This is a genomic window from Roseovarius aestuariivivens, from assembly GCF_004761875.1.
In the GTDB taxonomy this organism is placed as follows: domain Bacteria; phylum Pseudomonadota; class Alphaproteobacteria; order Rhodobacterales; family Rhodobacteraceae; genus Roseovarius; species Roseovarius aestuariivivens.
Genome location: NZ_SJEY01000005.1, coordinates 272,616 through 294,091, shown reverse-complemented (window position 1 = coordinate 294,091; position 21,476 = coordinate 272,616). Strand labels below are relative to the sequence as shown.

Genomic DNA, 21,476 nt, shown 5'->3' with positions numbered 1-21,476 from the left:
CATTTTTTGTGAACACGACCAACGTTACTTTCATGCGAATTCGCGTTCAACTGAGCCAAGCTTTCTACTCTGCTCGATATCCATTGTCGGGCCGCCCCATCTGCGGCAACCCCTTCCACCTCTCCAACTCTCCACCTCCCACCCCAAAAAACCGAGGAAACCTCCGCATCTTTTTTGTCAACGACCCCGGCCACCCTCCGCCAGCCGGGACCATTCTCAGGGCAGCTTCCGCGCCACGACGTAATCCGCCAACCACTGCCAGTAGTGCTCCCGGTCCGTGAAGCCCTGCTGACGCGCCGCGAGGTCCTCCGCGTCGGATCGTGGCAGCCCGCCGTCGTACTGGGCGATCGCCGCTCGCTCCTCGAACGCCTCGATGTCCGGGATCAGCATTCCGGCAACCGGATCTGGTCCACGATCCCGCGCTTCTGCTCGTCCGAGATGCCCGCCGAGTAGATGCCGTAGGTCAACCCGTTCTCTGACCGCGCGGACTTGTGGCCCACCAGAGACGCGGTGAAGTGCTCCGGCACGCCCGTCCGCTCGCACTGCGTGATGAACCACTTCCGGGTCGAGTGGAACACCAAGCCCGGACGGTCGATCTTCAGCTTCTCCCGCAGGTCCGAGAACCGCTTGGTCACCGAATTCACCGACAGATCGGGAAACAGCGGCCCCTCCGACGGCAGATCACCCAGGAGCGCCTCCAGATCGGAATGCAGCGGCACCAGTCGTTCGGCGGCGTCGGTCTTGAGCTCCCGCAGGACGTTCGGACGTACCCAGATGAACCGGCCCAGATTGCCCTTCGAGACAAGATCTTCGCGCAGCAGACCGACCGCCTCGCCGGACCGCATACCAGAGAGCAGGCAGAAGAGCATCGGACGGTGGAGGACCTCGTCCCGAGCCTTGAGCAGGGCTTTGACCTCGTCGTCGGTCGGCACGGCGTAGGGCGCGGGCTTGATCTTCCCCTCGAAGCGGACCGTCCGGAACGGGTTCTGGCGGAGGTGGCCCTCGTAGACCGCCCAGTCCAGGAAGTGGTTGACCTGAGACCAGATGCGCTTTCGGGTTCGGGCGGTGATGCGACGGGTGCCGCGCTCGGACCAGCGGACGAGTTGATCCAGGCCCATCTGCCGGGTTCTCGGGGACTTACCCACCAGCGGGGACAGCCGCGCGATCAGGCCCAGGAACTCGCGTCCGTCGTCACGGTTGAGAGACGTCACCCGACGATCCGGGTACTTCGACGAGAAAAGGCCGACGGAGTAGCGGACGCTCTTGAAGCCGCCCCACCGCAGTTCGCGGCCCCGGAGCTCCAGGTAGGTGCGGGACAGCTCAGAGACCGTCGGCGACGGCGTCTTGCCGTGGAACGCGACGGGCCCTGAGGCCTCCAGAGTGCTCCGGAGAGCCGCCAGAGGGGACTTCGATGCCTCCGTCCATTCAAAGGCCTCAGAACCCGTCTCCGCGTCACTCAGGACGTCCTCGGCCCCCGATCGGACCCGGCGAACCAGATCCTCGTACTTGGCGTTCACTTCGGCGGCCCTGGACCGGGCCAGCTTGACGTCGCCGGTCTTCAGCGACTGCTTCAGGGCGCGCGCACCCAGCACGGGCGCGACGTCGACGGGGTAGTTGCGGCGGTAGAGCCAGGTCTGCCCCTTGAGATAGGCGTACTTGATGTCGGACATGATTGCTCCTTCCCCTGGGAAGTGCCCCCGGGGTCATTTCGGTATTCGGTTGAAAAGAAAGGTGTTCAGGCGACGGCTGGGATGTCGTTAATCCTTGCCGGCGATCGACTTGATCAGATCCAGCGGCGGCTCGCCGTAGGCTCCGGCAAAGGGGCCGGTGAGGGCCACCCCGGTCACGCGGTCTTCCTCGACCGTTTCGATCCTGAACAGGTGTTCGGGGACGTCATCGAAGGCTCGGATGACGACCACCGCGTCGGGTTTGAGCTCCGCCACGGGTCAGAGCGCGAGGGCCACGACGATCAGGACCAGCACGACCCAGCCCCGGAACTGGTCGTCAGAGCCCGCATGTCCGCGGGTCTTCTTCGGCGGCGTGATCAGCCAGGATAAAGCTTTGATGAGCATGGGAAACCTCCTTGGTTGCTATCATTATAGATGCGGAGGTTTCCTCGGTTTTTACGGGAAGCGCGGGGCGGAAAGCGGGTCAGGCGTCTGGCGCCGGCAGGTTGAAAGCGGTCGTTGATGCGATACGCAGCTAACGGCCGGAACGAGCCCGAAGTGGAAATGGTCATTTTCTAAAGCGCGCGGGCGCGGCAATGCAATCGATCAATGCATGTGCTGCGGTGCAGCAACAAAAGCGGCCGTTCGTTCAAGGCGCAGTGCGTCTTCAGGCATGGTTGACTCATGTCAATGAAGAATTGCTTGCGGTCGATACCATCTCGCATGCGTCTTTGGAGAAGAGTGCACACTATGGCGGTCGCTACGGCATTTCTGGCTTTTGACATGACAGAACCGATTTGGTTCAGCGTTGTGACAAACGCCACTCCAACAAGTTTTCTTGTGTCAGACGGGTTTCGCACCGCGCAGTACACCGGGGCATTCACGTATCCACCATCTGGGCTGCCGGAGGGCACCGTAACTGGTATTAAGGAATGGCGAGGAGGCGTTCCTTTTTATGAAATCGCGGGCACAAACGTTTCGTTCCCTGAAATCGCCGGAACCGGAACTTATTACGACGCCTCATTCTATCTCTTTGCTGGCAACGACATGTTCGCAGGATCCAACGGAGATGAGAATCTGTGGACGTTCGACGGAGCCGATCTGGTAAATGGGGGCCTCGGCAATGACACGGCCGATGCTGGAGAAGGCAACGACACCATAAACGGCGAGGACGGTGACGACGTCCTATTTGGTGGGCCTGGCGATGATGAATTGAATGGTGGTCCGGGCGGGGACATTCTCGATGGTGGTAATGGTATCGACGCTTACAATGGCGGTGCGGGCAATGACACAATACGACTCGGCGGCCTTCTTGACGATGGCGTCTCCATCGAAGGCGGGGAGCAAATCGATACGATCGAACTTCAAGGGCACCTAACAGTTGGCATCTTTCGCCCAAACGGCGTTGAACAGATCGACACAGGCGGCTTTGCAATCAACGGTGGACCCGAGATTGACCTGCGCGGCTTGACAACTGTTGGGCCCTCGGACGTGGTCGTGAACACATCAATCTGGTCAGACATCGTCTGGGGTACGAACTCGAATGACATAGTGAACGGTAGCTATGGCAACGATACGTTCGATGGCGGCGACGGTGACGACACGCTGATCGGGAGTTTCGAGGCCGATCTGCTCATCGGAGGCGCTGGGAACGACACATTTATTGTGGGCGTCAACGCCGGCCGCACCACGTTCGATGGCGGCTCAGGCATCGACACGATCCACCTCGATGAAAGCATGGAAGTCGGCAATTTTAACCCGGTTGGCGTGGAGCGAATTTTTTCGAACGGCAACATTATCAGGATTAATGCCGATGAAATTCCGGCGCGGACCGTTGATCTGCGAGACTTGACCTCCGTCGACAGCAGCGGATCGACCATCAGCACAGGGGTTAGGGTCGACTCCCCCTTTGCCGGCATGGACATTATCTATGGCACTGAACAGAACGATACTCTGAATAGTTTGTTTGGCGACGATACTATCAACGGGTACTACGGCGACGATACGATCGACGGCGGGGTGGGCGGCGACCTCCTGATCGGCGGCCCGGGATCGGATTGGATCTACGTGGACGACGCGGGCGACCGGGTGGCCGAAAGCCGCAAGTGGGCGGGTCACGACACCGTCGTGTCCGAGGTCGATTTCCGCATGGGCCGCAAGCATATCGAGGACTTGGAACTGACCGGCACGGCGCGGCTCGGCGCGGGCAACGGGTTGCAGAACCGGATCACCGGCAATGACGGCGACAACGTCATCGACGGTGGTAAGAACAACGACACGATGGTCGGTGGGCTCGGCGACGACCGCTACATCCTGCGCACCCCCGGCGACGTGATCGTCGAGGAGTTCGGCGAGGGCAACGACGTTGTGCTGGCCTACCAGTCCTACGCGCTGGCCGCACATGTCGAACAGCTCTTCATGCAGACCGTGCGCACCAAGGATGGCAGCCCTGCGATCTTCAACGGCATCGGCAACGGGCTCGACAACACGATCGTCGGCACGCCCTTCTCGAATACAATCGTGGGGCGCGAGGGGCGCGACACTCTGAAGGGCCAGCGCGGCGCCGACACCTTCGTCTTTGACCGCGCGATCGGCCCAGATAACGTTGACCGGATCATCGATTTCAACACCAACGAGGCGAATGAAGGCGACATCCTGAAGATGAAGGGCACGGTCTTCGGCGGGATGGCAGCGGGCGCTCTCTCGGCGGCGGATTTCGTGGCGGGCACAGCTGCGGCGGACGCCTCCGACCGGTTCATCTTCGACCAGGCCTCGGGGCAGCTCTGGTTCGACGCCGACGGCTCCGGCGCCGGCGCGCAGGAACTGATCGCCACCTTCGAGCAGAACGCCACGGTGACCGCCGCGGATATTGAGATCTTCTGAGGCTTATTTCCAATTTGCTTGAGCTGAGTGAGTAACTGCAAAGTCCGCAAGGAGGTCATAGCCGGAACTTCGGATAACGTCCGGTGTCGATAGAGGCAGTCGTTCACGGCGGAAACGTCGATCTCTACGTCTCCGAAGGCTGCTTGCCGCGCTTGTCAGGTCATCCGACAAAAAACGTCAGATGACGGTAGAGAGCCCCGAAGCGGACCTGTGGGCAAGGTGTAGCATCTGGCACTGAGGGCGGAAAGCCGTCTGTCGCTACTCTACGTACCAAAGGGCGCTATGCGGACAATTGCTTCCTTTTGAGCTGGTAAGTCGAATGATTTTTGCTGGGCTGACAAAGCACGGTTGGTTACACATTTCATGGCTAGTCGTTACCTTATTCTAGGATGCCGAGAGCCTCAGGTATCTACATCCAAACTTTTCGTAGAGTGATTACCTATACGCCTCGCGCGCGAGCAATTTTTGCTACGCATCACTACTCTTGTCCCATTGATTTGCGTCAAGGTGGATCGGATGGCTGAGGTTAAAATACAATCCTCAATAAAACGCCTGCTAAGTGCCCGTTAGCGTGGCAGGGTAAGGGAATTTTATTCTTTGGCATCGTTCGTAACCTACACAACCTACCCGATTGCAGCTAACTACCCAGAGTGGTTGCCGCGCATTGATTTCGAGAATTCCGTTCTTAGCGCTGACAGCGGAAGGATCGAAATTCTTAACCGCGATGGCAGTCTGACCATTTTGAACGCAGCCGAACCATTTCGGTACTTCCAGGGTCAGTTGCTTCCGTATACGGGCTCGATCCAGACCATTATAGTTCTGGAAACATTCGGTCCGATGGAACACATTCGGGACATTAGTTCGTTTGTTCCGGTCACGGATTTTCTCAAAACGCTCTTGGCCGAAGACGAACAGATGCTGACGGATCTGTTATTTTTTGATGCCGTGAGGTTAAGCATTTCGGATAGAGGAGGCGTATTTACAAGCAACTTTGTAGGAACGGACCGGGGTGACAACTTTGATTTCCGGGGACTACTTCCGCACCTCATCAATGCCGAGGGGGGCGAGGACTGGATTCGTGCCGATGGTCCGACCACTGTCTTCGGCGGAGATGGGACAGACAGGGTATGGACCGGCAATTTCGACGATTTTCTCAATGGAGAAAATGACGATGACGGGCTTTATGGTGGTTACGGCTCCGATGTGATCAATGGTGGGCCGGGAGACGACTACCTCCAAGGAGGCAGCAACGCTGCGACCACACAATACGCAGATCGCGATACGATATCTGGCAATGACGGCAATGATCACATTTTTGGCGGAACCGACAACGACCGCATTTTCGGAGGCAATGGGCTCGACACCATCTCTGGCCAAGATGGAGATGACTATCTGGACGGCGGCGCGCAAAATGATCGTCTATTTGGCGACGACGGCTCCGATACCCTGGAGGGTCAAGAAGGCGACGACGATCTAGATGGAGGCCGCGGGGACGACATCTTGAACGGCGGCTCCGGGAATGACACGCTTTTTGGCGATCAAGGGAATGATACGCTCGAGGGCGGTTCAGGTCATGATCTTGTATCATACTTTAGCCCATTCCTTTATCCCCTCTACGGGGTGAAGGTTGATTTGCGCGCGCGTCAGGCCATCGGCGACGAAGGCACCGATCAACTGATCGATATTGAAGGCGCCATCGGCTCGTCGCGTTCTGACACTTTGCTCGGTTCAGCTGGCGCAGATGAGTTGATAGGCGGTGGCTCTGATGACAGTTTAAGTGGCCGTTCCGGCGACGACACTCTTGATGGTGGCCCAGGTGCAGACCTTCTAATCGGCGGGCCCGGCTCTGACATGATTTATGTAGATGAAGTTGGTGACCAGGTTTCTGAAAGCCGTAGCTGGGCTGGACACGATACGGTGATATCCTCTGTCGATTTCCGAATGGGGCGAAAGCACATCGAGGATCTGGAATTGACCGGCACAGCCACCATTGGCGCGGGCAACGGTTTGACCAACCGCATCACTGGCAACGAGGCCGACAACGTTCTCGATGGCGGTAAGAACAACGACACGCTCGTCGGCGGCTTGGGCAATGACCGTTACCTCGTCCGCGCGCCAGGTGACACAATCGTCGAACAATTCAACGAGGGGGTCGATACAGCCTTGGCCTACCGTTCCTACGCCCTGCCAGCCCATGTCGAGAATCTTTACATGCAGAAGGTATATACGAAAGATGGCGATCCGGCGATCTTCAACGGGATCGGAAATGGTCTGAACAACACCATCGTAGGAACTCCGTTTGCAAATTTCATCATAGGGCGCGAGGGCCGTGATACGCTGAAAGGGCAAGCAGGGGCCGATACCTTCGTCTTCGACCGCACGATTGGCCCCAACAACGTAGACCGCATCATCGACTTCAACGTCAATGACGCGAACGAAGGCGACCAGCTTCTGATGAAAGCCACAGAATTTATCGGCATGGCCGCTGGCGTGTTAGACCCAAATGCCTTCGCTAACGGCACGGGCGCGGCAGATGCCTCGGACCGATTCATTTTCGATCAGACTTCGGGCCAGCTTTGGTTCGATCCGGATGGCACAGGAGCCGCCGAGCAGGTGCTGATTGCCACCTTCGAGCAAAACGCGACGGTGACAGCGGCAAACATAGAAATATTCTAAGGGCTTAAACCATTTGTCGCGTTCAGCTTCACAGAAACCCGCCAAGTGCTATCTGCCGTAATTCGCCGAGAGATGCACGAATGGCAGCTAAGGGCCGTAATCGACAGTTTGAGCAATTCGGGCGAGCGACTGTTTAGTCCGCGCAGCCGACATCCACCATCGCCACGCCGAACGACTGCTTCCCAACGACCTCCGACACCGCAACCAGTCCACCACCTCCCTCGCGACCCCGGCCTCACCATCGTCCGCTTTAAAGCCCCCGAACCCCGTGAGAAACCCTCCTTCGCCTCCCACTCGGCCTCCACCCCCGGGACCCTTCCGTTCTGTTTTTCTCCGGGGAATGCCCCCGGAAAGTGCCCCGATCGGAGTGGTCGCTTAAGGTTTCCGTTGGGTTTCTTGGGCTTTCAGGGTCTCCTACCACCCCAGCCAGACACTCCTCAGCTTTAAACCGATGACCCGCGCGGGTGACACTCGGGGGAAAAGTGCCCCGAATAATGCCCCCGCGACGGGTGCCACGGGTGACGTCCGACGAGGTTCGGCGGAGGCCCATCCCACGCGGTCGACCCGAGAGCAACACCTTCGCGCTTCTTCCCGCCGGTAACTTGCCGACACGCGATGCCGGTCTAGGACCTCACCCGCAGCCCCGTGGAGTGAGCAAGAACCGTGATAGTTTCGAACGCCGTCTCCTCGTCGCACTGGTCGTCGTGGTCGGCCTTCTTGCGGCTCTTGCCTCGTACACGAACGGTCAGAGGTAGTCCGGATCGACCCCGTACGCCCAGTTCGCCCAATCGTCGCGCTTGTTGTCCGCCTGCGAGCCGATCTCCAGGTGCGCAGGGTTGATGCACGTACGCGTGTGGCACCGGTGACGGACGACGTGGTCGCGTGAGGCTGCCACCTCGTTCAGGACGCAGTGGATGAAGCGATAGGCCTCCCACTGGTGCCCTCGGAAGCGGACCTTGCGGGGTCCTTCCCACGCCAGAATCCACCGAAATGTCCATTTTCTAAGTCATTGATTTTAGGCGGTTTCCGCCAGGGGCCGTTAGTAGAAGTTTTCCTCGTAAAGATTTTGCTCCTGGAAGGGGCTTGGAGGGGCTTCTTACACCCCAATATTTGAAAGAAAGAGAATGATTAGACAGAAAGAAGACCAGACCTACGCGCAAGCCGATTTCGAACGCCTCACCGAGGCCCTTTGCTCGTGGTTCGTCCGACGAGACAGCAAGTACTACGAGGTCAACCGCCTCGGCACCAAGCTTTCCAAGGACGACGTCGTAATGATTGCCTTGGATCGTTTCCGGGATGAGTTCTCCGACATCGAGCTCCCTCAGCCGTTGCTCAAAGCGGTTTTCCAGCAAGCGATTGAAAGGAAACACGCGATCCCGGGACAAACCATCCCGGTGTGGAACGGTCGAGAATACTGCGCGCCGGACGTCGACGGATCGACCATCCGAGAGCGTGGCGCCGTCGCAGTCAACTCGTGGCGTCGCCCGGGCTACCGTTTGATCGAAGACGTCGCCCCGGACTGGGGTGTCGCCGGTGAGTTTTTGGATACGATGTTCACGCGCGAGGGCGAGAAGGAGAAGTTTCTCGACTGGCTGGCGTGGTGCTTGCAGAACGAGGGAGACAAGCCAAACTGGGCTCCTTTCCTCTATTCCAAGACCAAGGGCTCCGGGAAGAGCACGCTCTGCCAGATGGCGGCCAGATTGTTCGGCGAGGGCAACGTCGTCACCCAAAACAACGTGGACAAGCTTACGGGACGGTTCAACGCGACGGTCCTGACGCGAAAGCTGGTGATCTGCGAGGAACTACATCTCCGACAGGATTCTTCGCAAGGCAACGCGCTCAAGACCTACCTCACCGAACGCCAGATAATGACCGAGCGGAAGGGTCAGGACGCCGAGCAAGTCGAGCACTGCTGCTGCTTCCTCTTCACGACGAACCACCTTCCTCTTTGGATCGAGGCCGAGGACCGTCGATACTACGTCATCGAGATTGACCACGACGGCCACGCGACCGGCCCGCGAGCTGATGACTTCGCGGCTCTGGTTCAACGGCTTCACGCGTTCATGGAAGACGAAAGAGCAATCGCGGGCCTCTATCGGTCGCTCATGGAACGTCAGGTGGGCGATCGGTTCTCCGCCAAGACCCTGAACGTCGAACGCGACGCCACGCCCATCATGCGTCGTATCCAAGGGGCGTCCGAGCAGACCGTCAGGGCGCAGCTGGCGGAAATGCTGGCTCAACGACGTCAGCACGCGGTGCCCGAAGCCGACGTGATGAGGCTCATTCGTGAGGACCTGAAACAGAACCCGAACTCCACGCGTCACATGATGACCGAGCTCGGCTGGTCGAAGATCAAGGCCAAGTGGGACGGCAAGGACTACGCGCTTGCCATCTGGGTGCGAGAGGGCTTCTGGATTGAGCGGGGTAAGGTTCGCGGACCGGACGGGTACTCCCAGCTAATTGCGGAGCATATCGCCGATCCGCTCCTCCCCGACGAGGGCCAAGACGAAACATCGGAGTCGATCGTCAATCTGTTCGCGGGTGAGCTGCACTGATGCAGTCGAAATCAGAATTTCCGTTCTTTGAAGACGACAGCGAGGCACGGCTTCGCACCATTCTAGAGAACCACCTTGAGGAGGCCCGGCAACGGGCCTTCTCGCTCATCCGAGAGGCGCGTGAGGACGAGAACGGCTGTCTGGTCACCGACACCGCCAAACCCCGCAAGGTCCGCTTCCGAGGGCACCAGTGGGAGGCCTATCGCTTCATCCACTGCGTCCTGAACGAGGTGGCAGCCTCACGCGACCACGTCGTCCGTCACCGGTGCCACGAGCGTACGTGCATCAACCCTGCGCACCTGGAGATCGGCTCGCAGGCGGACAACAAGCGCGACGATTGGGCGAACTGGGCGTACGGGGTCGATCCGGACTACCTCTGACCGTTCGTGTACGAGGCAAGAGCCGCAAGAAGGCCGACCACGACGACCAGTGCGACGAGGAGACGGCGTTCGAAACTATCACGGTTCTTGCTCACTCCACGGGGCTGCGGGTGAGGTCCTAGACCGGCATCGCGTGTCGGCAAGCGACGGGACACGGGAAAGCGCGAAGGTGTTGCTCTCGGGTCGACCGCGTGGGATGGGCCTCCGCCGCACCTCGTCGGACGTCACCCGAGGCACCCGTCGCGGGGGCATTATTCGGGGCACTTTTCACCCGAGTGTCACCCGCACGGGTCATCGGTTTAAAGCTGAGGAGTGCTTGGCTGGGGTGGTAGGATTCGAACCTACGGTACACGGTACCAAAAACCGCTGCCTTACCACTTGGCTACACCCCAACTGTGCGCGGCTAATTACTCTGGTCGGCGGGGCGGTTCAAGCCCGGCATGCGAAAAATTTCCGGCGCCTTGTCGATTTCCCTACCCGGGGTCGGGCTACTCCAGGATTTCTCCGGGATGCACGCCCCACAGATGGTGTTTCTGCACCCAGCCGCGATAGCCGCCGGCCTGCAGGCGGCACCAGTCCCGGGCGCATTCGTCGATGCGCGCGACGACTCCGGCTTCAAGCCGCGCCACCGTCATCGAGGCCGGATCGGGCCGTGAGAGGAGATCGACCATTTCGGCCTCGACGATCACCGTGCGGGTGCCCGACAGAAGCGAGTAATGCACCCAGCCACCCGCGCCGTCGCGGTCGCGCACGCGCCGCCAGTGGCCGTGCTCGGCGGTGATCTCGAGCGGCAGGTCGCGACGCTTGAACACCCAGTCGATCCTATGCGTCAGGCTTGGCCCGCGGCGCACATTGCCTTCGCTGGCCTTCATCGACACGAAGCGGGGCAGGGGCAGGTTGGTCACAGGGCCGCGTTCCTCGGCCATGGCCAGGCTGCCGGCGAACATAGCAAGGGCGCAGAGCGCCGCGCAGGGGCTTTTCATGGTTTTCTACCGCTCAGCTTTGGGTCGGGGTTCTTGTGCCCCGCACGTTCCTGCGCCACTGTGGCAGGGAGGTCGGAGTTTTGGAAGACGGAGGAGACGCTTCATGCCATCTGAGCGCCTGAGTGTTGTCGTTACGCGACGCTTGCCCGAGGTCGTGGAGCGGCGGTTGGCCGAGCTGTTCGACACGACGTTGCGCAAGGACGATACGCCGATGACCCGCGAGCAGCTGGCCCGGGCGATGGCGACCGCCGATGTGCTGGTGCCGACTCTAAGCGACCGGATCGACGCGGGCCTCATCGGGCAGGCGGGCGACCGGCTCAAGCTGATTGCGAATTACGGCGCGGGGGTGGACCATATCGACGTGCACACCGCGCGGCAGCGCGGCATCTTGGTCTCGAACACGCCCGGGGTGCTGACCGACGACACCGCCGACATGACCATGGCGCTGATCCTGGGAGTCACGCGGCGCATTCCCGAGGGGCTGGCCGTGATGCAGGGCGACGACTGGAGCGGCTGGTCGCCCACGGCCCTTCTGGGCGGACGCGTGGCGGGGCGGCGTCTGGGCATTCTGGGGATGGGTCGGATCGGGCAGGCCGTGGCCCGGCGTGCGGCGGCCTTCGGCATGCAGATCCATTACCACAACCGCCATCGCCTGCGCCCCGAGGTCGAGGCCGAGGTCGGCGCGACCTACTGGGAAAGCCTTGATCAGATGGTGGCGCGGATGGACGTGCTGAGCGTGAACTGCCCGCACACGCCGTCGACCTTTCACCTGATGAACGCCCGGCGGCTCAAGCTGATGAAGCCCGACGCGGTGATCGTGAATACCAGCCGGGGCGAGATCATCGACGAGAACGCGCTGACGCGGATGCTGCGGGCGGGCGAGATCGCGGGCGCGGGGCTTGATGTTTACGAGCATGGCAGTTCGATCAACCCGCGGCTGCGGGAGCTGAAGAACGTGGTGCTGTTGCCGCATATGGGCTCGGCCACGCGGGAGGGGCGGATCGAGATGGGCGAAAAGGTGTTGCTGAACATCAAGACCTTCGATGACGGCCATCGCCCGCCCGACCAGGTCGTGCCGTCGATGCTGTGACGCGCCATTCGGGAGGGCTGGCCATTCAGTTGCTGATCTCTCTGGCCGTGGCGATGATGCTGGCGGCGGGCGCGTGGGCGCAGCAGGCCGCGGACGCGGTGCAGCCCGAGGTCGCCGGCGCGGGACAGGTGGCGCTGTCCGACGCGGTGCGCGCCGCGCAGGACGCCAAGGCGGCGGGCCGTCCTGTCGAAGCTGAAAACTGGATGATCTCGGCGGCCAACCCCTATGCGGTGGAGGCCGGGGCTTCGGTGCTGCGGGCTGGCGGCAGCGCGGCGGATGCGATGATCGCGGTGCAGGCCGTTCTGGGGCTGGTGGAGCCGCAAAGCTCGGGCCTGGGCGGAGGCGCGTTCCTGCTGTGGTACGACGCCGAGACCGGCGAGATCACCACGCTTGACGGGCGCGAGACCGCGCCGCTGGCGGCGACGCCGCGTCTGTTTCAGACCGAAGACGGCGCGCCGATGGAGTTCTACGACGCGGTCGTGGGGGGGCGGTCGGTCGGCGTGCCCGGCACGCCCGCGCTTCTGGAAGAGGCGCATCGCCGCTGGAGCCGTGCCAATTGGGCGGGCCTGTTCGCCGAGGCGATCCGGTTGGCCGAGGAGGGCTTTGAGGTGTCGCCGCGTCTGGCCACCATGGTCGCCGCCGATGCCGGACGGTTGAGCCGGTTCGCGACGACGCAGGAGTATTTCCTGCCTGGCGGCACGGCGATTGCGGCGGGCGGCCGGCTGCGCAATCCGGACTATGCCGAGACCTTGCGGATTTTGGCCCGTGAAGGCGCAAATCCCTTTTACGCAGGCGAAATCGCGCAGGATATTGCCGCCACCGTTCAGGCGGCGGACGGTCTTCTGATGCCCGTGGATTTGGCCATTTACAGGGTCAAGGAGCGCGCGCCGGTCTGCGTGACGTACCGGGCGCACGAGGTCTGCGGCATGGGGCCGCCGTCGTCGGGCGGGCTGACGGTCGGGCAGATCCTGGGCCTGCTGGCGCCTTACGATCTGGCCGGGCTTGGCCCGGATGCGGCGGAGGCGTGGCGGCTGATCGGCGATGCCAGCCGTTTGGCCTTTGCCGACCGGGGGCGGTACATGGCCGATACGGATTTCGTGCCGGTGCCTGAGGAGGGGCTTCTCGATCCCGGCTATCTGAAGGCGCGCGCGCAGCTTTTGCGCGGAGATGACGCGCTGCCGGAGGTCAGCCCGGGCGCGCCCGAGTTCGATCATTCGCTGAACTGGGCCGATGACAGGTCGATCGAGTTCCCTTCGACCTCGCATATTTCCATCGTGGATGCCGACGGCAATGCGCTGTCGATGACCACGACCATCGAGAACGCCTTCGGCTCGCGCCTCATGGTGCGGGGGTTCCTGCTGAACAACGAGCTGACGGATTTCTCTTTCGCCAGCCACGACGCGGGGCGGCCCATTGCCAACCGGGTCGAGCCGGGCAAGCGGCCCCGGTCGTCAATGGCGCCGACAATCGTGTTGAAGGACGGGGCGCCGGTGCTGGTGGTGGGTAGCCCCGGGGGCAGCCGGATTATCGGCTATGTCGCCAAGACGATCATCGCGCACCTCGACTGGGGCCTTGACGTGCAAGCGGCCATCGACCTGCCTAATCTGGTCAACCGGTTCGGGCCCTTCGACATCGAACCGGGCCTGACCGGCGCGCGGCTGGCGCTGGAGCTGGCCGATCTGGGGTTCGAGGTGTTGCTGTCGCCGCTGGTTTCGGGCGTGCACGCGATTTCGCTTGGCACACGTTTGCGCGGCGGGGCCGACCCGCGGCGCGAGGGGATTGCGCTGGGCGAGTGAGGTCGGCAGGGCGCCGGGCCGGAAAATCGCCGCCACCGGATCGAATTGCTGACAAAATTGACCGGCAACGTCGCGCCACTGTTACTTGTGGAGCGGAATACATGGTCAACTCATACGCCATCGGATTTGTTGCGGTCGCCGGAGTCCTTGTCGCCGGCGTCGATTATTTCGACCAGTCGAAAAAGGCGGGCTTTTCGCTGGGCCAGATGCCGCTGAGCGCTTATGCCGAGACCGTGCCGGGCCGGTTCAACGCCGCCAAGGCCGAAACCGCCGCTGCCACGGCGGAAAAGGAGCGCAAGTCTGCCTGGCGCCGGGGCGGGGCGGAGTATCTGCCCGAGGCGCCCGAGGGCTGGACGCGCCGCGCGCTTCTGGAGGGCGACGATAGTGCGATCATGCCGCCGCCCGAGAAGAAGAAGGACGACGGCGCGGGCGAGACCCTGCTGCAGCAGATGGAAGGCAAGAAGAAGGTCAAGGAGGCCAAGGAGCGCGCCACGCGCAGCTTTGTCTACGAGCGCGGCAACGAGACGGTGTTCGTCGAGGTTGATCTGCGCGAGAAGCCTGACAACAACTCGATGATCGGGCTGGTCGCCAGCGTGCTGACTGGCGCGGATTTCGGTCATTTCAAGGACCGGCTGGGCTATGACACCATCGGCGGTGTGGGCTTTGTCGAAAGGCTGACGCAGGACGGCAAGCGCAAATACCATTACCGGATTCTCGAAGGCCGGATCGGGTTCGGTGACGAGGTCACGGTGCGCGTCCACGCCAATGCCGGAAGCGCCTCGACCAACGAGATCCTCAGCCGGATCGACTATGATGGTCTGAACCGGCTTTTGCCGGTGCCGATGGCCGGGGTGGGAAACGACGCCACGCTGCCGGACGGGATCGCTGGGGCCGACATGGCCTTGGCGATGGACACGCTACATGACGAATTCGTGTCGCTGCGCGCCCGGGAGGCCCAGTACCGGATCGAGAATATCGACACCAACGCGCTCATCGTGAACACCTACGCCCAGCAATTCGGCGGGACGGTCGATCTGATGGACATCACCGGCGGGCAGGATGTGAATCTGGGCATGCTGATCGACGCGGCCTATCACGTGGCGGCCAAGTCCGTGCGGTCGGGCAAGTCGGCGGCAGAGGTCAAGGCGGACGTGAACCGGATGGTGGAAACCGTGGTGGTTCTGGCCGATGCCGAGGCCGCCGCCATGGCCAGCCTCGACGAGGAGGCGCCGGCACCCGAGATGTCGCCGGAACTGGCGGCCGAACTGGGGCTGGACGTCACCGCGCCGAGTGTCGCGGGGACCTCTGCGCAGGCTTTGAACGCGACCGCCACGGATCGCGACGGGCCGCTTCATGCCGCGAATTTGGGCCAGGTTCTGATGGAAATCGACACGAAATCCACCGATGCGGCGGGCGGCATGGCGATTTCCATGACCGTGGATCCCGACAGCTATGACGCTTTCATAAAAAGCCACGACGCCAGCGAGGCCGAGATGGAGCTTGGACTGATGGTCGTGGCGCGCGCCTTTGAAGATCGCCATGCCCTGCCGGTGGACAGCTGCGCCTGGGTCGCGCATCGGTACCGGCTGGAATGCGAGGCGGCACGCGGCACTCGCGGTGGGGCGGTCGCGGGACTTCTGGGCAAGATCACCGGCAAGATCAAGGGCGATGGCGGTGCGCTCAGCGCGCAGGAGCCCGCGGGCCTCACGACCGGTGAAAAGCCAACGCGCCTACAGCTGTCCAACTCTGGCCAGTCGGGCGGCACCCGCTGCGTCGGGAGCTTCTGCGACTGAGCCGCAGCGCGACAAAACGACCAAAACTTTTGTGCGGCGTCCCGACGGGCGCCGCGCGTCGTTTTTGCACTTCACTATGTCGGCTGAACCCGCCTTGCGGCCACAGGCGTGATAAACAACGCGCTAAGAGCGCAAGGAGTCGCAGCCCATGAAAACACAAGTCAAAGCCCTTATCGTCGGTGGCGGCGCCGTCGGGACCTCTATCGCCTATCACCTGGCCAAGGCGGGCTGGGACGATGTGATGCTGATCGAGCGCGACGAGCTGACGAGCGGCTCGACCTGGCATGCCGCGGGGCTTTTGCCCTATTTCAACATGTCCTTCGCGACGACCCACATCCACGACTATTCCATCAAGTTCTACAAGACCCTGGAAGACGAGACCGGCCTCAACGCGGGCTTCTCGGTCGTGGGCAATCTGCGCATGGCGCAGACCGACGAGCGCATGGACGAATACATGGTCTATGCCACCACCGCCGAGACCTGCGGCGTGCCGTACGAGTGGATGAGCCCTGCGCAGATCAAGGAACGCTGGCCGCTGGTCAACACCGACGACCTGAAAGGTGCGATCTATCACCCGACCGACGGCTACATCAACCCGGCCGACGTGACCATGGCGATGGCCAAGGGCGCGCGCCAGCGCGGTGTCACGATCGAGCGCAAGTGGCAGGCCGACGGGTTCGAATGGAAAGGCGATCACTGGGACGTGACCCTGACGAAGATGGTCGAGAAGGGCGGCAACCTGGTGCCTTCTGACGAGCAGATCGTGGTCAGCGCCGAGCATGTGGTCACCGCCTCGGGCAACCACGCGCAGCGCACTGCGAAACTTCTGGGCATCAAGATGCCGGCGATCCCGGTCGAGCACCAGTTCATCGTGACCGAGCCCGATGCCGAGCTGGTCAAGTACCGCAAAGAGGGCGGCGAAGAGCACCCCGTGCTGCGCGACGCCGACGCCAAGTGGTATGTGCGCGAAGAGCGCGGCGGCTGGATCCTCGGGCCCTACGAGCTCAACGCGCCCTCGCGGTTCGAGTATGGCGTGCCCGACAGCTTCCGGGCCGATCTCTTCCCGCTCGATCTGGAGCGGATCGAGGAGGAATACATGAGCATGATCCACCGGATTCCCTCGACGGAAGAGGTGGGTCTGAAGGACGATTTCAACGGGCCGATCTGCTATACGCCCGATGGCAACCCATTGGTCGGCCCCGCGCCGGGGTTGCGCAACATGTGGCTGGCCGAAGGGTTTTCCTTCGGCATCACCGCCGCAGGTGGCACGGGCTATTACCTTGCGCAGCTGATGGTCGAGGGTGAGGCCGAGATCGACATGGCGAGCCTGGATCCCAAGCGGTATTCCAGCAATTGGATGACGACCGAGTTCGCCGCGCGCAAGAACGAGGAAGCCTACGAGCACGTCTATATCCTGCACCATCCGGATGAAGAGCGTCCCGCCTGTCGCCCGCTGCGCACCGCGCCGGCCTATGACCGGCAGAAGGCGCGTGGTGCGCAGTTCGGCTTCGTGAACGGTTGGGAGCGTCCCAACTACTACGGCCCCCTCGACGCAGATGACAATTTCGACCATGACGCGCGCAGCTTCCGTCGCGGCGGCTGGTGGGAGTATACCAAGGCCGAGGCCGAAGCCGTCCGCAATGGCGTGGGTCTGATCGACGCCACGGCCTTTACCAAGCACGTTGTAAAGGGGCCGGGAGCGACGGCGTTCCTCGACTGGTTCACCTGCAACAAGTTGCCGAAAGTGGGCCGCATCAACCTCACCTATGCGCTGACCGCGCATGGCACCACGCGCACGGAATACACCATCGTGCGGCAGGCCGAGAACCAGTACTATCTCGTCTCCGCGGGGGCCTGGACCGAGTACGACGCGGATTACCTGCGCAAGGCCGCCGAGGACAAGATGGCCGAGTTCGGCTATATCGAGATCCAGGACGTGACCTCGCAATACGGTGTCTTCGCCATTGCCGGACCGAAGTCGCGCGATGTCCTTAAGGAAGTCATCAAGGACGCGGAGCCCGAGACGGCGCTGTCGAACAAGCGCTTCCCATGGCTTTCGGCGCAGCGGATCGAGCTGGGCATGTGCCCGGTCAACGCGATCCGCGTGGCCTATACCGGCGAGCTGGGATGGGAGCTGCATCACCCAATCGAGATGCAGAATTACCTCTTCGATCTGCTTGAAAAGGCAGGCGAAAAGCATGGGATGAAGCTGGTGGGTGCGCGCGCGCAGAACTGGCTGCGGCAGGAGAAATCGTACCGCGCCTTTGGCAACGAGCTGGGCCGCGATGCGACGCCGCTGGAGGCCGATCTGCCGCGCTTTGTCGATCTGGAGAAGGACTTCCACGGTAAGGCGAAGCTGGAAGAGACCGGCGTGCGGTCGAAGTGCTGCACGCTTCTGATCGACGGGCCGGAAGATGCCGATCCGTGGGGCCGCGAGGCGCTTTATGCCGAGGATGGCAGCCGCGTCGGGCGTCTGACCTCGGGCGGCTATTCGGTGCATTTCGGCAAGTCGATCGGGATGGGTTACATCAAGCCCGAGCTGGCGGTCGAAGGCACGAAGCTCAAGGTCAAGATGTTCGATCAGCTTTGGGATGCGGTCGTCACCTGCGACAGCCCCTATGATCCGAAGAACGAGACCATCCGCAAGGACGGGTGAGGGACAGCGGGGCGGCCCAGAAGGCCGCCCTTTCTGCCTTAGCGACGCAAGAAACGGCCGATCACGTCGTCGAGCACCGAACCGTCGCCGTCCTGGTCGAGCATTTGCACCAGCGGGCCGAGCGGATTGTCATCGCCGGCGTCCTTTTTGCCGCCGAGAAGACCCCCGACCATGCCAATGAGGCCACCGCCGCCACTTCCGGAGAGTCGCGCCTCCATCCCGTCGATGGTGCTGTCAGGCATGTTTTTCTGCAGCCCGCCCTGCACCATGGCCGCGAGCGCCGGCAGGAACTGCGCCACGGTCGAGCTTTCGACACCCGCGCGGTTGGCGGCCTCCTGCGCCAGCCCCTCGGCCTCTTGCTTGCCGCCCAGTAGGGTCTGCAGGAAATCCATGCCCTGCGCCTGTCCCGCGCCGCTGGCCGCCGCGGCGGGATCGTCGAAGAGATTGGCCTGGCTTTCGCCGCGAAAGGTTTCGAGTACGCGCTCGGCCTCCCCTTCTTGCGCGCGCTGTTTGGCCGCTGACCCGATGGCCGGGGCGAGCATTTGCGTGAGTTGCTGTGCCGTGCTCTCATCGAGCCCGAATTGCTGCGCGAGTTGGGCAAGCCACTGACCGCCCTGCGCCTGTTGCAGCAGTTTCATGATCGACATGGTGATCCCTCCCGGTGTGCCGTTGCCGTGTTTACAATCATTCCACGAACCGGGCGGGTGACGTAAGGGGAATTCGCCCGCGTCGGCGGCGGGCGTTCAGCGCGTGCGCGTTTTCACCCAAGAGTTCCATTGCGTGCGGCGTCCGTGAAAGACGTTGATGTCAACGCCGCCCTGCACGCCGGGCACGATCCCCGTGCCGGTATATTGCCAGAAGGTCCAGCTTTGGCCCGGATAGGTCTTGTCGAGTGTCTGGGCGGTCGAGCGCAGCCAGAATTCGTATCCCGCCATGCGACCGATGCCGGTCTCGCGGTAAAATTCCACCGTGGTATAGATCAGCGGCCGCTGGTCGTAATGCCGTTCGAGGATGTCGAGGAAGATCTTCGCCTGCCGGCGCACTTCGGCCCCCGGCGGACGGGTGGTGCAGGTAGGTGAAAACGGGTTCCATTCCATGTCGAGCACCGGGGGCAGCGCGCCGCGTTGCTTGGGAACATTGCGGATGAACCATTGCGCCTGCACCTCGGGCGGGGTGCAGAAATAGTAGAAATGATAGGCCCCGTGCGCGAGACCCGCGCGCGAGGCGAGCCGCCAGTTGCGGGTGAATTTCGGATCGAGCAGGTCGCCGCCCTCGGTCGCCTTGATATAGGCGAAGCGGATGCCGGATTTCGCCACCCGGTCCCAGTTTACATCTTCCTGGAACCGCGCCACGTCGATGCCGTGAATGGGATAGTGCCAGGGCGGCGTGCCGTTCCATTCAACCGGGTCGTTGTCGCCGAAACGCGGGGCCTGCGCCAGGGCCGGAGAACTGACGAGAAAAAGTGCGAGGCACGCCGCGAGAACGCTGAAAAACCCCGGGCGCATCAGGCCGCGCCCCCGGCCTTGCGGGCCACGAAGACGAGATTGTTGGACGGCATGTCGATCAGGTCGATCAGTTCCAGACCGGCGGCGTGAATCCAGTCGGCCATATCGAAATCGTCCTTGTAGCCGATGGCGGGATCCTGCGCCTGCAGGCTGGTGTGAAAGGCCCGGTCGCCTTCGGAGGTCGCTTCTCCGTTGCGCAGGAAGGGACCGTAGAGCATGAGCCGCCCGCCCGGTGCAAGGGCTGCCGCGGCCTCGGTGATCAGAGTCCGGACAGCCGGTTCGGGGATGAGATGCAGGAGATTGACCAGCAGGATCAGGTCCTGGCCCGCGTGATCCGCGCCCCAGCCCGGCGCCGTCGCATCAAGGCGGATCGGATCGCGCAGGTTGGGCAACGCCGCCTCGGCGGCCCAGAGCCGGATGCTGGCGAGGCGCGCCGCGTCCACCTCGGTGGGCTGCCAGTCGAGATCGGGCAGGGCGTCGGCGAAGGTGACCGCGTGCTGGCCAGTGCCGCTGGCCAGTTCGAGAACGCGGCCCTTGGACGGTGTGTGCTGTTTGAGCACCGTCAGAATGGCCTGGGCGTTACGCTGGGCGGAGGGGGCGTGCAGGCGGCCGTCCGGCATGCGTTCGGCAACGGAGGGTTTCGGTGCGGAAGAACGGCTTGCCATGATCTGTGCCCGGGGCTGTGGTGACGAACAGTCCGAGTGTGACACGACCACCAGCGGTGTCAAAGCGTTGCCGCAGATCAACCGCATGTTTCACGAGACGACCACTTTTTGACCTCAAATGCGTCGCATTGGACACGAATGATTAACAGTGAATTGCGACGCAGGAGAATGTTGATGAGCTTTGTGTCCTCGGTGACGTCGAGTGTAAAGCCGGATCGCCGGTTTCTGACCGGCCTGTGCGGAGAGACGACGGTGCGCACGCCGCTGGGCGGCCGGCGGGTGGAAATGTTGCATCCCGGAGACATGGTGGTGACGCGGCATAACGGGCTGCAGCCGGTACGCATGATCTGGACCTGGACCGCGACGGACGCGGATATGAGCCGTTTTCCGGAGTTGGCGCCGATCCGGCTCAAGCCGCGGGCGATCGGGCCGATGATGCCGGCGCGCGACCTGCGCATCGCCAGCGGTCATCGCGCGCTGATCCCGGGCTACAAGATTGCCGGGGCCGAGGATTCGCAGCCGTGCCTGATGCAAATCGACGCCATCGCCGGGGCCAGCGACGCGGCTTTCGTCGACCGGTCCGCCAGCGATGTCACCTATTACAACCTCGTCTTCGACCAGCACGAGGTGATCACTGCTGAAGGCCTGCCGGTGGAAACCTTCCGCCCGTCGCCCAAGGCGCTGCATCTGGTCGACGTCGCCGCGCGCGAACGTCTGATGAGCCTTTTCCCCAACCTGGCGCGGCGTCGCTACGCCTATCCGGCATTGCCGAACCCGGTCGCAAAGGCCAGCGCCTATCTCGCTTAACGGGCGCCGCTGTCCACGCA

General features: G+C 62.4%; 19 protein-coding genes and 1 tRNA gene. 11 read left to right on the top strand and 9 right to left on the bottom strand.

From position 1 onward, the window contains the following. Positions 1 to 216: 216 nt before the first annotated feature. From EZV60_RS19090 to EZV60_RS19470, 4 genes are all read right to left on the bottom strand, one after another. Positions 217 to 390, bottom strand: coding sequence for a hypothetical protein (locus tag EZV60_RS19090; protein WP_167853501.1), 174 nt, complete (start codon positions 388 to 390; stop codon positions 217 to 219). Further along, positions 384 to 1,670, bottom strand: coding sequence for a DUF6538 domain-containing protein (locus tag EZV60_RS10585; RefSeq protein ID WP_135505221.1), 1,287 nt, complete (start codon positions 1,668 to 1,670; stop codon positions 384 to 386). The genes EZV60_RS19090 and EZV60_RS10585 overlap by 7 nt, the downstream gene beginning before the upstream one ends. An 87-nt stretch (positions 1,671 to 1,757) precedes the next feature. Further along, a complete protein-coding gene (locus tag EZV60_RS10580) occupies positions 1,758 to 1,943 on the bottom strand; it encodes a hypothetical protein (RefSeq protein WP_135505219.1) in 186 nt (61 codons plus the stop codon). A 3-nt stretch (positions 1,944 to 1,946) separates the two neighbouring features. Next, positions 1,947 to 2,072, bottom strand: a complete 126-nt coding sequence (locus tag EZV60_RS19470; protein ID WP_280952582.1) for a hypothetical protein — start codon at positions 2,070 to 2,072, stop codon at positions 1,947 to 1,949. A 191-nt stretch (positions 2,073 to 2,263) separates the two neighbouring features. On the opposite strand from EZV60_RS19470, the gene EZV60_RS19085 reads away from it, so the two are divergent. The 5 genes from EZV60_RS19085 to EZV60_RS10555 all read left to right on the top strand — a co-directional run bounded on the left by EZV60_RS19085 (position 2,264) and on the right by EZV60_RS10555 (position 10,161). Beyond that, positions 2,264 to 2,449, top strand: a complete 186-nt coding sequence (locus EZV60_RS19085; protein WP_167853500.1) for a hypothetical protein — start codon at positions 2,264 to 2,266, stop codon at positions 2,447 to 2,449. Between the two features lie 265 nt (positions 2,450 to 2,714). Continuing rightward, positions 2,715 to 4,550, top strand: coding sequence for a calcium-binding protein (locus EZV60_RS10575; protein WP_167853499.1), 1,836 nt, complete (start codon positions 2,715 to 2,717; stop codon positions 4,548 to 4,550). Between the two features lie 597 nt (positions 4,551 to 5,147). Further along, positions 5,148 to 7,226 (top strand): calcium-binding protein, encoded by a 2,079-nt coding sequence (locus EZV60_RS10570; RefSeq protein ID WP_135505216.1) that lies wholly within the window; start codon positions 5,148 to 5,150, stop codon positions 7,224 to 7,226. Between the two features lie 1,124 nt (positions 7,227 to 8,350). Next, on the top strand, positions 8,351 to 9,781 hold the full coding sequence (locus tag EZV60_RS10560; protein WP_135505214.1) for a primase-helicase family protein: 1,431 nt from the start codon (positions 8,351 to 8,353) through the stop codon (positions 9,779 to 9,781). Next, positions 9,781 to 10,161, top strand: coding sequence for an HNH endonuclease (locus EZV60_RS10555; protein WP_135505212.1), 381 nt, complete (start codon positions 9,781 to 9,783; stop codon positions 10,159 to 10,161). Before EZV60_RS10560 ends, EZV60_RS10555 begins: the two co-directional genes overlap by 1 nt. A 317-nt stretch (positions 10,162 to 10,478) precedes the next feature. Here the strand turns inward: EZV60_RS10555 and EZV60_RS10550 are convergent. Further along, positions 10,479 to 10,553 (bottom strand) — tRNA-Gln (locus EZV60_RS10550). A 96-nt stretch (positions 10,554 to 10,649) separates the two neighbouring features. Beyond that, complete coding sequence (locus EZV60_RS10545) at positions 10,650 to 11,144, bottom strand: SH3 domain-containing protein (protein WP_135505210.1); 495 nt, start codon at positions 11,142 to 11,144, stop codon at positions 10,650 to 10,652. A 103-nt stretch (positions 11,145 to 11,247) separates the two neighbouring features. On the opposite strand from EZV60_RS10545, the gene EZV60_RS10540 reads away from it, so the two are divergent. From EZV60_RS10540 to EZV60_RS10525, 4 genes are all read left to right on the top strand, one after another. Beyond that, complete coding sequence (locus EZV60_RS10540; RefSeq protein WP_135505208.1) at positions 11,248 to 12,234, top strand: 2-hydroxyacid dehydrogenase; 987 nt, start codon at positions 11,248 to 11,250, stop codon at positions 12,232 to 12,234. A 53-nt stretch (positions 12,235 to 12,287) separates the two neighbouring features. After that, complete coding sequence (ggt, locus tag EZV60_RS10535) at positions 12,288 to 14,030, top strand: gamma-glutamyltransferase (protein ID WP_210115082.1); 1,743 nt, start codon at positions 12,288 to 12,290, stop codon at positions 14,028 to 14,030. A 101-nt stretch (positions 14,031 to 14,131) separates the two neighbouring features. Further along, positions 14,132 to 15,823: a hypothetical protein gene (locus EZV60_RS10530; protein ID WP_135505206.1), complete on the top strand. Its 1,692-nt coding sequence runs from the start codon at positions 14,132 to 14,134 to the stop codon at positions 15,821 to 15,823. Between the two features lie 148 nt (positions 15,824 to 15,971). Continuing rightward, a complete protein-coding gene (locus EZV60_RS10525; protein WP_135505204.1) occupies positions 15,972 to 18,479 on the top strand; it encodes a GcvT family protein in 2,508 nt (835 codons plus the stop codon). 38 nt (positions 18,480 to 18,517) lie between these two features. Here EZV60_RS10525 and EZV60_RS10520 read toward each other — a convergent pair whose 3' ends face one another. The 3 genes from EZV60_RS10520 to EZV60_RS10510 all read right to left on the bottom strand — a co-directional run bounded on the left by EZV60_RS10520 (position 18,518) and on the right by EZV60_RS10510 (position 20,604). Next, positions 18,518 to 19,126 carry a DUF937 domain-containing protein gene (locus EZV60_RS10520; RefSeq protein ID WP_245306269.1) on the bottom strand — a complete coding sequence of 203 codons (609 nt, stop codon included), beginning with the start codon at positions 19,124 to 19,126 and terminating at the stop codon, positions 18,518 to 18,520. A gap of 96 nt (positions 19,127 to 19,222) precedes the next feature. Continuing rightward, entirely contained in the window at positions 19,223 to 19,984 is a 762-nt protein-coding gene (locus tag EZV60_RS10515; RefSeq protein ID WP_135505202.1) for a glycoside hydrolase family 25 protein, read from the bottom strand. Further along, complete coding sequence (locus tag EZV60_RS10510) at positions 19,984 to 20,604, bottom strand: DUF938 domain-containing protein (protein ID WP_245306268.1); 621 nt, start codon at positions 20,602 to 20,604, stop codon at positions 19,984 to 19,986. The genes EZV60_RS10515 and EZV60_RS10510 overlap by 1 nt, the downstream gene beginning before the upstream one ends. Here EZV60_RS10510 and EZV60_RS19080 point away from each other — a divergent pair. Both EZV60_RS19080 and EZV60_RS10505 read left to right on the top strand, forming a co-directional pair. Then, positions 20,603 to 20,761: a hypothetical protein gene (locus tag EZV60_RS19080; RefSeq protein ID WP_167853495.1), complete on the top strand. Its 159-nt coding sequence runs from the start codon at positions 20,603 to 20,605 to the stop codon at positions 20,759 to 20,761. The two genes, EZV60_RS10510 and EZV60_RS19080, sit on opposite strands and share 2 nt — an antisense overlap. A gap of 62 nt (positions 20,762 to 20,823) precedes the next feature. Further along, entirely contained in the window at positions 20,824 to 21,456 is a 633-nt protein-coding gene (locus tag EZV60_RS10505) for a Hint domain-containing protein (protein ID WP_167853498.1), read from the top strand. The last annotated feature ends 20 nt before the right edge of the window (positions 21,457 to 21,476 follow it).

Coding starts and splice junctions, on each gene's coding strand:
- EZV60_RS10505 (WP_167853498.1), top strand. CDS start 20,824: ATGAGCTTTGTGTCCTCGGTGACGTCGAGTGTAAAGCCGGATCGCCGG.
- EZV60_RS10540 (WP_135505208.1), top strand. CDS start 11,248: ATGCCATCTGAGCGCCTGAGTGTTGTCGTTACGCGACGCTTGCCCGAG.
- EZV60_RS19085 (WP_167853500.1), top strand. CDS start 2,264: ATGCAATCGATCAATGCATGTGCTGCGGTGCAGCAACAAAAGCGGCCG.
- EZV60_RS10525 (WP_135505204.1), top strand. CDS start 15,972: ATGAAAACACAAGTCAAAGCCCTTATCGTCGGTGGCGGCGCCGTCGGG.
- EZV60_RS10515 (WP_135505202.1), bottom strand. CDS start 19,984: ATGCGCCCGGGGTTTTTCAGCGTTCTCGCGGCGTGCCTCGCACTTTTT.
- ggt (WP_210115082.1), top strand. CDS start 12,288: ATGATGCTGGCGGCGGGCGCGTGGGCGCAGCAGGCCGCGGACGCGGTG.
- EZV60_RS10555 (WP_135505212.1), top strand. CDS start 9,781: ATGCAGTCGAAATCAGAATTTCCGTTCTTTGAAGACGACAGCGAGGCA.
- EZV60_RS10545 (WP_135505210.1), bottom strand. CDS start 11,144: ATGAAAAGCCCCTGCGCGGCGCTCTGCGCCCTTGCTATGTTCGCCGGC.
- EZV60_RS10575 (WP_167853499.1), top strand. CDS start 2,715: ATGTTCGCAGGATCCAACGGAGATGAGAATCTGTGGACGTTCGACGGA.
- EZV60_RS19090 (WP_167853501.1), bottom strand. CDS start 390: ATGCTGATCCCGGACATCGAGGCGTTCGAGGAGCGAGCGGCGATCGCC.
- EZV60_RS10520 (WP_245306269.1), bottom strand. CDS start 19,126: ATGTCGATCATGAAACTGCTGCAACAGGCGCAGGGCGGTCAGTGGCTT.
- EZV60_RS10530 (WP_135505206.1), top strand. CDS start 14,132: ATGGTCAACTCATACGCCATCGGATTTGTTGCGGTCGCCGGAGTCCTT.
- EZV60_RS19080 (WP_167853495.1), top strand. CDS start 20,603: ATGCGTTCGGCAACGGAGGGTTTCGGTGCGGAAGAACGGCTTGCCATG.
- EZV60_RS19470 (WP_280952582.1), bottom strand. CDS start 2,072: ATGCTCATCAAAGCTTTATCCTGGCTGATCACGCCGCCGAAGAAGACC.
- EZV60_RS10560 (WP_135505214.1), top strand. CDS start 8,351: ATGATTAGACAGAAAGAAGACCAGACCTACGCGCAAGCCGATTTCGAA.
- EZV60_RS10585 (WP_135505221.1), bottom strand. CDS start 1,670: ATGTCCGACATCAAGTACGCCTATCTCAAGGGGCAGACCTGGCTCTAC.
- EZV60_RS10510 (WP_245306268.1), bottom strand. CDS start 20,604: ATGCCGGACGGCCGCCTGCACGCCCCCTCCGCCCAGCGTAACGCCCAG.